The following is a 12876-nucleotide window of genomic DNA, read 5'->3' as shown; positions in this document are numbered from 1 at the left end:
CCTGAAATGACTTTCCCTCCGATGATGTTATTAGTGCATAACTTCTGGTGTCATTTCAGGATTCGGTTATTGCCATCAACAGGTTATCTCGCCTTTTATCTGATCCCTTGTGGGCCTAAAATAGGGTTGAATTCCTGCACTGTTGAATATTCATAGCAATGGGAGATAGGAAAAGAAAAGATCAAAAAGTTAATTTTTATCAGATAGGGGATTATTTGGAGGATGAGTGAGTTTGGCTTATTATCATGTTACTTGAAAAGGTAAGCCATGTTTTTTCTGTTTTTAACCGTGTTCATATCAGCAAAAACGGTATCATTTTACCGATATATCTGCCGTGATATACAGAAAAAAGCGGCATAATACCGCTTTAATTTATTGATAAATGTCATCTCTACTGATGTTGCCAGCGTAGTGTATTTTGGCTTTTTTATTCAGGACTGTGACCAAATTAACACGACTATGCTGTCATCGTAATTATTATTGCCTCCATTGCTGGCACCGATAATGGCTGTTCCCGGTTTTTCGTCAAGGGTATTATAGGCGTAACGGAGTTTGCAGGGTTTACCGTCGCCTATCATTTCAATGCAGACTTTGCCGGTGCTTGATGAGTAATTTTTAAAGCCCAACACACTATTGACACCTTGGCTGATTAATGTATCGACTAACTGATCGTCAATAGACACTTTTATCGTTTGCTGGTGGGTAGTATTACCATAGGCTGACAGGCTGAGCTTTATATTGTGAGGTAACTGGAAACAGTGTTTACCGGTGTTATTGCTGCCACAGATTCCACCACAGTTTCTATACTCGCTACCTAATGAATCGATATCAACCGATACGGCGGCTTGAACTTTTTTGAAGGTGACTCCGTTCCAGTAAGCTTGAATAAAGGAGGGTTCACCATCGATAACATGCGATTTTGTATTGTATTGGATGTAATAACTATCTTTGAAAAAGTAAATAATAGAGCCGGCACTATTCTTCCATAAAATAACAGCATCGAGGTTTTCACTAAATCCTGCATATTTCCCAATAGTGCCCCATCGGTCTGAAATGGTTTTCTTATTAATCGTGTGTGAACTGACGGTGTAATCGATGCAATCTCTGCCTTTGAAGAAACAGACAACATCTTGTTTTGTATCCACCCATTCTGTGGCTGCGTCGATACCATTTTCAAATCCGGTACCTTTCAATCCCGGCCATCCCTCAATAATGGGTTTTGGCCCATCAATCACCAAGGCTTTGGTGATATCGAATTTAAGGTATTGGGAGCCTTTAAAAAAATACAAAAAACCATTTAAATTAATCACATCATCAATATGTCTTTGAAATTCGATAGGAAGATCAGACCAATCGTTATTTATAGGCCGGGGATAACCGATGTCTGCCTCATACGATTTCTGATGGTGTCTAATATTTTCTGAACCAAGAAAAAGATAACTTGATGTATTCATTTATATATATCTTTTTTGGTGATTGGGGTTTAATATTTCGTTTGAATTTTTTTACCACTGAAATAGGGTGAGAATAATATTAAGATACACCGATTTAACTCTATAATATTGATCATCTGTCTGGTGAATAGGGGGATTCATATTATTTAAATTAATTCTGATGATAGGTTATAAGCAACACTATATATTAATAACTCATTAATGGATTTAATATTATTGGATTTTATGTGGCTTACTTTATTTAAGAATTAAAGATGAACTTATCTAAGGTATAAAATACAAGATTAATGTGTAATTATATTTTTTATAGGAGATATTTTAGTCATGAAATTAGAACAACATGAAAGCTCAATCTCAATTGAAGATTTCTCTAATTCTACTGCGGTTCCAATAACGGTATGGGAACCAAATTTATATCCAGAAGGTCGATGGATAGATGCGACAACACAGCGAGCAGGCGTGTTGTTTAAGGACTCAGGCTATGGGACTAGCGCTTGGGATATTGTTAGTGTTGGGGGAAGGAAAGCTTTTAAGGCACAAACTTTGTCTAAATTTGGCAATATTGGCAGTCACTGTCTCGGGATTGCAACAGATACACCGATTGATGCCAGACATTGCTATTGTGAGCTTGACCTGTTTTGTAATCCATATCCTGACATTTCAGTGTGTGTGCTATCCAACAAAACGAGTGCAAGCGGTACATATCAAAATATTGGTTACGGCTATATGGCGATTCATTTGACTGGGGGGTATAAAGGTAAGCCTCAATGGATGCCACCAAATATTTCGTTAGGGACTTCGATTGACACGGCGACGCCTTATGTCATGGTTTGGAATCTTCAGGCTAATTTGATTCAGTCAGTCAATTTTGTTGGTAAACAAACAGATGGTATTTATAAAGGGCAACCGACGTTAGGTAATACTCGTTCTGGTGTTGCTCTGAGTTATGAATGGCCAAAAAATTCTTGGTCACGTTGGCGTATTGGCTTGCTTGCGGCAAATAACGGAACATTAATCATTGAGTGGTATAATGTTGTGGCAGATAAATGGAAGGTAGAGCTTTGCCAATATAATATGAACACGCTGATGACGGGAAATCTTGCGTCTGGTCAGATAGGGATTATTCTTGGTATGTCTTCTCAGGCTACCACAGTAGATCAACAAAATTCGCTTTACCGAACACCGTTTGATCGAGCGATATTTTTTCAAGATTTTTAATATGGAATATTGAATCTGGTTATTTAACCATCTTGTATGATATATACCAAGGGGCTTCCTTATTAGCCCCTGATTGTTGTAATATCGAAAGTGATTTTTATTATAATCTTATTGACGTTGCCAAATGTGGCGTACAAAAAAAGCGGCATAATACCGCTTTAATTTACTGATGGTTTTTATTTTCGTTTATGGTGAAATTTACCAAAGTATTTTTAATTTACACCAGAGGCCAATTTAATATTACCACGCAATCATTGTAATTATTATTGGTACCATTTTCAGCACCGATAATGACTGTTCCCGGTTTTCCATCGAGGGTGTTATCGAAATAACGTAGTTTGCTAGGTTTGCCATCTCCTTCAATTTCAATACAAACTTTTCCTGTACCTGATGTATAGGTTTTGGTCGCCATCGGATTATTTGTTCCTTTGCCGGTTAATGTGTCTACCAGAAGGTCGTCAATATAGACTTTTACCGTTTGCTGAATGTTCGTATTATTGTAAGCTGTCAGGCCAAATCGAATACTTTGAGGCAATTGGAAACAGTGTTTACCGGTGTCGCTAGTACCACATTCTCCACCGCAATTTGAGGGTTTGGTAGGCGGACAAGGATCATTGACTTTTTCCATTTTCCACTGGTCTACCTTATGTACTTTACGAGCGCTATTACCAGAAAGAGATACACCATATAACGTGTTTGGTTTGTTGGCATTACCATAACTATTAAGGAAACCTTTATTTCCCCATCGATTATGTAGGCTGATAATTGCTCCTTCTATGATATTTCCCTTTATAGAATAAGGTGTCTCGCAATAAATAATCCACTCTAATGTTTTTGGAGAATATGTATTTATATCAGATGTGACTATCGGATGTATTTCGCCACTTGGTACCGGTTGATTTGGGCCATCATAATATCCCAAATAACCACCATCGCAGAAAGCCAGATTATGAAGCAAAATAATATCATCATTAATTATTTCGCTGCCGATAGCTTTTCCCGTTCCTGATTGTATTCGCCATATTACCCCTAGATCAGAAAAGGAAGGAGCTACAGTTAATACGTTATGTTTTGCTCCCGGGATGTCGTTACTTCCATGTGTACTGAGATATCCTCCTTGCCAGTTATTGTAACCATTTAATATTCTTACTGTATCGCCATATTTAAGTATATCCGCCATAATTTATCCTTAATGTTTGTGGTTTATTTTTAACAATGAGTATGACACTGAAATTACCCTGGCTTAATTATTCTGTTTCATAATTTTATGGGTTATTTCAGAATAGGTTATTAAAATCAGCGAAATGCTCAACTTTTTTGTAATCCTAAAAAATGATTAACGCTTGATTTGGATTAATTATGAATATTAATGGTTGTTGAAGAAAGGCAGAGGATTTGTTTCTTGCTTCTGACAATGAATATATCACTAAAATTACTTTCATTTAATTTACTATATTTCTATATTGAATTGTGGAAAAATAGCATTATACCGCTTGATTTAATAACGATAGAAAAATAAAAATTTAATTTTTATTGACACGAAGGATACAACTCTAATAAATTGATACTTTGATATAAATAACATTTATACCTAATAGATCATCTGGATGGAACTCAGTCCAATTTTTGCGATCTGAACATCCAAGATTAACGGAAATATAAATAATCGATATTTTGATAAAGGGATTATCATTATGCGAATGCAAGTTAAAAACTCATTTAAATGAATGTCTTTCATAAAGTAATTGTTGTAAATATAATGTTTTCTCTTTTTTTCTTTTCTGGTATTTGATTCTTTAGGCTCTTCTATTAATGCATTCGGTAAAGATTTGCCTGAGGAAATCTGAGACAATGTTTTTTGTAACTTGGTTGTGGGTCTTCCAGAGATACTATGAGTGGTAATGACTAACTAATAAGACAGAGAAACAGATTGTGGCAAACAAAGAAAAACGGCCTCACCATGACGGATTATTCAAATATTTTTTAACGCAGCCTGAAACGGCCAGGGAGTTTTTATCCCTTTATCTGCCCGGAGAGGTCCAGTCGTTGTGTGATTTAGCCACATTGAAACTGGAACCCGGCAGTTTTGTGGACCAGAATTTACGTCAACTGCACAGTGATGTGCTGTACTCGGTTGAAACGGCTCGGGGACAAGGCTATATCTATTGTCTGATTGAGCATCAGTCCACCCCTGACCCGTTGATGGCCTGGCGGCTGATGTATTATGCCATGTCAGCCATGGCGGCTCACCTGAAAAAAGGCCATACTGAACTCCCTTTGGTGGTGCCTTTGCTGTTTTATCATGGTGAGGTTCGGCCGTATCCTTACTCAAACCGGTGGCTGGATTGTTTTACACTCCCTGAACAGGCTGCTCGCTTATACCACCAGGCGTTTCCGTTGGTGGACGTCAGTGTGCTCAGCGATGAAGAAATCCTGACACATAAAGGGGTTGCCCTGATGGAGCTGGTGCAAAAACACATCCGCTGCCGGGATATGCAGGAATGGCTCCTCCAATTGGTGGAACTCTTGAATGCGGGGTATAATACAACTGAGCAGCGCAATGTGGTGTTACTCTATATTTTACTGAATGGACATACGTTGGATCTCTCACAATTTGTCCATCAACTGATTGAACAATCTCCGGAGCATGAAACGATGTTGATGACTATTGCAGAACAGCTTGAACAAAAAGGGCGCGAGCAAGGTATCAAGCAAGGTATCAAGCAAGGCATTGAGCAAGGCCGAGAGAAAGGCCGAGAAGAAGGTCGAGAAGAAGGCCGAGAAGAAGGTAAAGTGGAAACGGCTCGTGCCTTATTACGGCATGGCGTGAGTTTGGACATTATTGTCACCAGTACCGGACTGAGCCGGGATAAAATTGAAATGTTAAAGCATTAAATTAATCTTCTCTTTCACAGTAAAATGCCGATATTCAAGATCGGCATTTTTGTTCTTATTTATAGGGAGCGAAATGACGCCTTATTAAACATAAAATTATCCATCAGCACCTTCTATTATTACTGACATATACCCTATGGATTTCAAGATGCTTCGCGGCGACAAGGGAGCGAATCCCCGGGAGCATAGATAACGATGTGACCGGGGTGAGAGAGTGCAGCCAACAAAGAGGCAACTTGAAAGATAACGGGTATATATCCATAAAAGCCGACAGGTCAGTGATTGGTTGGCCCGTCATCCTAAATTTAACCTATTGTTTTTACCTGTTTATTCTCCCCGGCTGAATAAAATTGAGCGTCTGTGGCAATCCTTGCATGAAACGGTGACACGAAATCATGGCTGTCAGTATATGTGGCAGTTACTTGAGAAAGTGAAAACGTTTTTAAATTCATCCCCCTACATGAATAGCAGAGAATAAAAAGAGTGGGTGTCCATATAAGTTATTTATGATTGTTTTTTATCACCAAACCGAATTGGTTGTGTCAAAATAGAATTTAGTTTTTACATCAAAACTGTTAAATTCCAAACTTTCGGGATATAGTGGTGGTCGTAGTGTCAACTTTGACCATAACACCTTTATTGAGACAAAGTTCATTTTGATTTCCAATAAATCATAAGGCAACAACACGGTGAAAACAGGGCTAAAACAACGCTTTCATATGCTAATAGGATTAGCAGCAATACTGATCATAATCCAATTATTTGATACTTTAACCGGTGGCGCACTAAGTCATTTCGGCATCATTCCCCGATACGCTCAAGGGTTAATTGGTATTCCATTATCTCCATTCTTACATGGTAACTGGGGGCATTTGTTCAGCAATCTCCCCGCATTATTAGTATTGAGTGCGTTATTGATGGCCCACTCCATTCGTTATTATGTGATAGCCAGCTTGTTTATTATCTTTGTGGGCGGAACATTAGTTTGGTTATTTGGACGTTCGGCTATTCATATTGGTGCCAGCGGATGGATTTTTGGCTTATGGGGATTGCTGTTGGCTAACGCTTTTTTCCTGAGAAGAGTAAAAGATTTCTTCTTTGCGATTCTCGTGTTTGTATATTATGGTGGGATTGTGTTTGGCTTGTTACCGTGGCAAACGAATATTTCAACGGAAGGCCATATTTTTGGCGCAATATCTGGGCTGGTTTTCTCTTGGTTATCGAAGCGATGGGTAATAACGCGTCATTAGTTTTATACCCGTCATCTTTCAAGTTGCTTCTTTGTTGGCTGCACTCACTCACCCCGGTCACATAGTTATCTATGCTCCCGGGGATTCGCTCCCTTGCCGTCGCGATGCATCTTGAAATCCATAGGGTATATGGTATTGGGGATAAGTAGATTATCCCCATTTCAGATATTCATTAATTTCGGGCGGTTATATCCATTTCAACGCGGCATCATCTATAGGCTGTCCCAAAACTTGTTTATCTTTTTTGTAATCATGTGGAATCTGCCAGTTTGGACTATATCCCTGACGAGGAAGCGAGTCGTTTGCACGTTTTACGTAACCAGATCGCAAAGCGCCAAAAATATGTTCATCCTCCTGCATCTCACCCGGCTGAGCATGTGGTGTTACAACGGTAGCATCGCGACGCTTCATTTCGTTCAATAAGCGGCAGATATAATCCGCGGATAGATCAACTTTCAACGTCCAGGCGTTATTGATATAACCAAACAGACAGGCAAAATTAGGAATATTCTGTATCAACGTTCCCTTATAAAGCATGCGATCATGACTTTGTTGCTTTTGTCCATCAATAGAGAGTTCAATTCCACCAAGAAAATGTAATTTCAGTCCAGTGGCGGTAACAATAATATCTGCGGGTAATTCCTCGCCTGATTTTAATAAGATACTGTTTTCAGTTATACGGACAATATGGTCAGTCACAATAGAGGCTTTACCTTCTTTTAGTACCTTAAATAGGTTATTGCTGGGAATAAGACAGAGCCGTTCATCCCACGGCATATATTTTGGCGTCAAGTGCTTCATGTCAAAATCTGGGCCGACACGCTTGCGAGCCGACGCCAGTAAAAACGATTTCAATAATGTAGGTAAATGTCGACTTATTTTATAAATTAAGCGAAATAGAAAAATATTGCGCTTTCTGCTCAATGTGTAAATCCAGCGCTGTGGAATAATGCCTTTGCAGAACTCTGCTATTTTATCCCTGCCAGGCATTGAAAGAATATAACTCGGGGAGCGCTGTAGCATCGTGATATGTTTAGTATCATGTGCCATTGCTGGTATTAAAGTCACTGCTGTTGCACCACTACCAATGACTACAACTTGCTTTCCTTTGTAATCCAACCCTTCAGGCCAGAGTTGAGGGTGAATTACCGGGCCTTTGAAATCTTCAATGCCGGGGAATTTAGGTAAATAAGGTTCATCATAGTTGTAATAACCGGTTGCAGCGATGAGAAAGCGACAGGTAAATTGCCGAGTTTCCCCACTTATTTCGTCAAGCGCGGTAACGGTCCACTGGCGAGTTGCATTTGACCAATCAGTATGCGTGATTTTTAGCCCAAACTCTATTTTCTTATCAATGTCATACTCCTTTGCCGTTGCATGGATATAACTTTGAATTGAAGGCCCATCTGCAAAAACACTGGTATCTGTCCAAGGGCGGAATGTATAGCCATAGCTCATCATATCTGAATCTGAGCGAATGCCTGGATAGCGAAATAAATCCCAAGTACCGCCTATCGTTTGGCGACGTTCTAAGATAATAAACTTCTTATCAGGGCATTTCCTTGTTAAATGACATGCTGTACCAATGCCTGCAATACCCGCGCCAATAATCAAAACATCATAATAGTTATTCACTGTATCTCTCCTACAAGGTCATTTTTTGATGAGTTGAAACTCACCTAGCTAAAGCAATGTGATTCTTGTCGTCATTGACAGTAGCATATCAATATGAAATTGCTTTAGTCTTACGTTGCTCATTACAAACGTTTAACGTGTCAATATTCCCTACCACCACAATTAAATAATTAGCCTGAGAATATTTTCACCCTTTAATATGAATATTGGGAACCGTGTTTAAGTCGTTATAGACGAAACAAATACAACCAAAAGTTTGCTCAAGCATTTCTGTCTGCTCGTGAGTTAATATTGCATGATGAAAGGATTTCGAAGTGAACCTGACAGAACTTAGCGGAGATCAGATGCATTTTATTGATTGAATATCTTCTCAAAGTTTAGATCCTAGTCATTCATGGGGAGATTTTTCGGTTAATTCGATAAAATAATCCAGAGAACAGGATATTCTCTGAATTATTTTAAAAATGTGAAGTTGTTCAAGGTATCTTAACCGAACAGCATTACCTCTCAGGGATGTGATATTTTACTTTTGTTTGTGGTGTGATTTTTAAGGCATGTATAACTCACACCAGCGGCCAGTTTAATATGACAACGCAATCATTGTAATTATTCTTGGTACCGTTTTCAGCACCGATAGTGGCTGTCCCGGGTTTTTCATCAAGGGTATTATAGGCATAACGGAGCTTGCAGGGTTTGCCATCCCCGATAATCTCAATACAGATTTTTCCTGTTCCTGATGTATAGGCTTTAGTATCGATTCCTTTGCCAGTGAATGTATCTACCAGAAGATCGTCAATATAGACTTTTACTGTTTGTTGATGGATAGTTGTATTCGTATAAGCTATCAGACCAAATCGAATACTTTGAGGTAATTGGAAACAATATTTACCGCCGTCACTAGTACCGCATTCTCCGGCACAATTGGAAGGTTTGGTAACCGGGAGACAAGGATCTTTAACTAGTGTCATTTTCCACAGGCCGGTATAGGGTTTACGAAGGTTATTAGCAGCAGTGTATACATGGCATACTGTGTTAGGGACTCCAACCCAACCATTAGTATCAAGAAAGCCTCGGGTTCCCCAACGGTTATATAGCGTAATACTTTCATCTTCTTTGATTTTCCCATCAATCGATGGCATGTCAGAATAAATAATCCACTCTAATGTTTCTGGGCGGATGTTTTTATCTGAGGTGTGTATCGGGTATATTTCGCCTTCTGGAACCTGTTGACTTGATGATGCATAATGGCCTAAATAGCCGCCATCACATTGATAAAGATTGTGGAGTAAAATGGTATCGTTGTTAATAACTTCACTGCCGATAGGTTTTCCCGTTCCTGATTCAATTCGCCAGAATGTTCCGGCTTGAGTAGTGGTTATCACAGTATGTTTTCCATCTGGGATACCACTCGTTCCATATACACTGAGATATCCACCATCCCAGTTTCTGAAACTATTTAATATTTTTACGGTATCGCCATATTTAAGTATATTCGCCATAATTTCTCCAGAAAGTCAGTTATTTATTTCTAACTGTTGATAGATTATTTAATCTACGATGCCTATTGTGGCATGAGGCAATAAAGCGGCATTATACCGCTTCGATTTATTGATAAATCTTTTATTCACACCAGTGGCCAATTCAATACCACCACACTGTCGTTGTAATTATTATTGGTACCATTTTCAGCACCGATAATCATGGAGCCAGGTTTTCCTTCAAGGGTGTTATAGGAATAACGGAGTTTACAGGGTTTGCCATCCCCGATAATCTCAATACAGATTTTGCCTGTACCTGATGTATAGGTTTTAACCCCAACGACATTGTCTGTTCCTGTTTTGGTTAATGTATCTACCAGAAGGTCGTCGATATACACTTTGATTATTTGCTGGTGAATATTCGTATTCACATAAGCGGTCAGACCAAATCGAATACTTTGAGGTAACTGGAAGCAATATTTACCGGTGTCATTGGTTCCACATTCCCCGCCACAATTGGATGGCTTATTTGGCGCACAAGGATCATTCACTTTTTCCATTCGCCACAGGCCCGTGCCGGGCAGACGTGTAGTCGTTTTAGAGGAAAATACCTGGTATTTCGTATTTGGAAAGGTAGCATCACCGTGGGTATCAAGGAATCCCCTTTGATTATACCGATTAAAGAGAGCGAAAATACCTTCTTCGGTGATTCTTCCATCGCGAGAAATGTTTTGTTGATTAATATACCATAACATCGTTGTTTTGGGATAGAGATTGATATCTGATGTATTAACCTGATAAAGTTCAGGTGGTGCTGTATCACCCGCTTCACCATAGCAAGTTAAATAACCACCATCACATTTATAAAGGTTATGAAGCAAGATAATATCATTATTAATTATCTCACTGCCTACAGATTTTCCTATGCCTGATTCTATTCTCCATATTCCTCCTAGATTAGAAAAAGCGGGTTCGATAGTGAGTACGCCATATTTTGCGCCAGCTCTTTTGTCTTCTCCATATACACTGAGATATCCCCCCTCCCAGTTTTTGTAGCTATTCAACATTTTTACGGTATCGCCATACCTAATTATATTATCCATTAATTTCTCCAGAAAGTTGGTTATGTGTTTTTGATCGTTGATATATCCCTTGAAATTGTTCTGAACTCATCTATTACCGCTCAATAATCTTTTAAATTGAGCCATTGTGATAAGTCGGAGGCTGCACTTTTTGTGATTCTTAGTCGGGATAGCAGTAGCGATAAACGTCTGCCGATTGAGTATCAACCCTAATGATTATTCGGTAAAGGCAATGCTTTTGTTACTTACTTCTAACAATGAATTGGGCTGCTGAAATTGTTGTTGCTTGATTATTCTACTTTACCGCCATCAGCTTCATCTCAAGCCTGATTACGCCGTGCATTCACTGGATGATACACGGTGCTTTTTTTTGCTCTGTATGTGATGTAAATTGCTTACTGTGTCGATGAAATTTAAGCCAACAAAAATTGGGATTCATAATGTCGAAGTTAATTGGAAATAATCAGGTAGTTGGAACTAATAATATAGTTGTTATTGCGATGGTTGTCGCATTAGTTCAATTTATTAATGCATTAGAGTACATGATGGTCACTCCGCTTTTTGTTTATATGTCGAAAGATTTTCACATGCCGATTACGATGGCGGGAGTTATTGCGGGTGTTTATGTTTTCTCCTCCGTATTTTCTGGCCTGGCATCCTTTTTCTTTATTGATCGCTTTAATAAAAGAAAGGTTCTCATTTTAAACACCCTGTTTCTCGGTTTGATTACGTTCCTGACGATTTTCTCTTCGGAACCATACCAACTTATTCTGCTACGTATCATTGCCGGTCTGTTTGGTGGTGTGACATTGGGGGTAGGTATTGGGATCTTACTTAATAATTCCCCGGAAAGTATGCGGGGGAGGGTGCTGGGCATTGCGTTTTCATCTTTTTCATTCGTTAGCATTTTAGGTATACCGTTATGTTTATATTTAGCCGAAAGCTTTAACTGGAAAGTCTCTTTTTTACTCATCGTTATTTTATGCGTAGTGAGTGTGCCTCTGATCCTCTTCTTTATTCCAGGCGCAGAGAAAGTAAAAAATAGTCGGAATAAAATTGTGCTGACCAAAAAAATAACATTAGCTGGAATGGCAAGTGGTGTCAGTAATTTTAGTCCCTTCATGCTTATTCCGATACTTGCTCCGCTATTAATGAATGTATTTTATATCCCGGAAAATCAGGTTTCACTGGTATTCTTTTGCGGTGGTATCGCGTCTTGGTTGGGAACTTATTTAACCGGGAAACTTTGCGATAGATATCCGCCTCAGAGAATTACCATCGCTGCGGCGACGTTATTTATTGTCAATATCTTTCTGGGATTGACGGGAAAAGTCGATGGATACGTTTTCTTCTCACTTTTTATGTTCGCGACTTATGTACAGGTGATGGCTGCAAACGTGCTCGCTTCCTATGCCTCGACGCCTGAAAATCGTGCGGGTTTTGGTGCCCTCCAGATGGCATTTTCCAATTTAGGCGCCGGCGTAGTGTTCTTCTTCTCCTCCATTTTTTTAGACGGTAAGGAGATTATTGCTGAGAATGTTCGGCCTATTTTCATACTGACTATGGTTAGCGCCCTGATATTACCGATATATGTAATGAAATTAGCTCAGGTGATGAAAAGAGGGGCGAAAAATTTAATGAATAATGCTTAGCGTAGCAATTAAGAGAAAATAACGATAGATATGTGATCTAGCCTTAATGGTAAAATAAAGATTTTGCGCTATATTTGAATTTAAGGCTAATCATTGATATAAGAAGACAGGCGTGATTAGTAAGAGTTAAATGTTGTTTGAAGTGTAATGTCACTGGAGGAAATTAATATTACAAGAATAAATTTGGTCAATGCTGGATTATAGTGTGCGAA

The 12876-nt window shown here is 38.9% G+C and carries 10 protein-coding genes and 1 pseudogene; 5 read left to right on the top strand and 6 right to left on the bottom strand.

Annotated elements, in window-relative coordinates:
- Positions 1-431: 431 nt before the first annotated feature.
- Positions 432-1454, bottom strand: a complete 1023-nt coding sequence (gene ppxB / locus SLS51_RS04190) for a photopexin PpxB (protein ID WP_323835835.1) — start codon at positions 1452-1454, stop codon at positions 432-434.
- A gap of 324 nt (positions 1455-1778) precedes the next feature.
- Between ppxB and SLS51_RS04185 the strand changes: the two genes are divergently transcribed.
- Positions 1779-2672 (top strand): hypothetical protein, encoded by an 894-nt coding sequence (locus SLS51_RS04185; RefSeq protein ID WP_323835833.1) that lies wholly within the window; start codon positions 1779-1781, stop codon positions 2670-2672.
- Positions 2673-2889: 217 nt separating this feature from the next.
- Here the strand turns inward: SLS51_RS04185 and SLS51_RS04180 are convergent, their stop codons facing one another.
- Positions 2890-3852, bottom strand: a complete 963-nt coding sequence (locus SLS51_RS04180; RefSeq protein ID WP_323835831.1) for a fucose-binding lectin II — start codon at positions 3850-3852, stop codon at positions 2890-2892.
- Between the two features lie 752 nt (positions 3853-4604).
- Here SLS51_RS04180 and SLS51_RS04175 point away from each other — a divergent pair.
- The 3 genes and pseudogenes from SLS51_RS04175 (at position 4605) to SLS51_RS04165 (ending at position 6817) form a co-directional block, all read left to right on the top strand.
- Positions 4605-5567, top strand: a complete 963-nt coding sequence (locus SLS51_RS04175) for an Rpn family recombination-promoting nuclease/putative transposase (protein ID WP_323835829.1) — start codon at positions 4605-4607, stop codon at positions 5565-5567.
- Positions 5568-5823: 256 nt separating this feature from the next.
- Positions 5824-6045: pseudogene (locus SLS51_RS04170) on the top strand (transposase); the annotation flags it as partial.
- Positions 6046-6256: 211 nt separating this feature from the next.
- Positions 6257-6817, top strand: a complete 561-nt coding sequence (locus SLS51_RS04165) for a rhomboid family intramembrane serine protease (RefSeq protein ID WP_323835827.1) — start codon at positions 6257-6259, stop codon at positions 6815-6817.
- 186 nt (positions 6818-7003) lie between these two features.
- Here SLS51_RS04165 and SLS51_RS04160 read toward each other — a convergent pair whose 3' ends face one another.
- From SLS51_RS04160 to SLS51_RS04150, 4 genes are all read right to left on the bottom strand, one after another.
- The gene (locus SLS51_RS04160; RefSeq protein ID WP_323835825.1) at positions 7004-8452 is read right to left on the bottom strand and encodes a flavin-containing monooxygenase; all 1449 of its coding nucleotides are present in this window, start codon (positions 8450-8452) and stop codon (positions 7004-7006) included.
- 187 nt (positions 8453-8639) lie between these two features.
- Positions 8640-8744, bottom strand: a complete 105-nt coding sequence (locus SLS51_RS24110; RefSeq protein WP_369293937.1) for a helix-turn-helix domain-containing protein — start codon at positions 8742-8744, stop codon at positions 8640-8642.
- A 271-nt stretch (positions 8745-9015) separates the two neighbouring features.
- Complete coding sequence (locus tag SLS51_RS04155; RefSeq protein ID WP_323835823.1) at positions 9016-9951, bottom strand: fucose-binding lectin II; 936 nt, start codon at positions 9949-9951, stop codon at positions 9016-9018.
- A gap of 125 nt (positions 9952-10076) precedes the next feature.
- Positions 10077-11033: a fucose-binding lectin II gene (locus SLS51_RS04150; protein WP_323835821.1), complete on the bottom strand. Its 957-nt coding sequence runs from the start codon at positions 11031-11033 to the stop codon at positions 10077-10079.
- A gap of 419 nt (positions 11034-11452) precedes the next feature.
- On the opposite strand from SLS51_RS04150, the gene SLS51_RS04145 reads away from it, so the two are divergent.
- Complete coding sequence (locus tag SLS51_RS04145; protein WP_323835819.1) at positions 11453-12664, top strand: MFS transporter; 1212 nt, start codon at positions 11453-11455, stop codon at positions 12662-12664.
- The last annotated feature ends 212 nt before the right edge of the window (positions 12665-12876 follow it).

The sequence above is a fragment of the Photorhabdus africana genome, from assembly GCF_035181445.1.
Lineage (GTDB): Bacteria > Pseudomonadota > Gammaproteobacteria > Enterobacterales > Enterobacteriaceae > Photorhabdus > Photorhabdus laumondii.
This window is presented reverse-complemented; position numbering and strand designations above follow the sequence as displayed.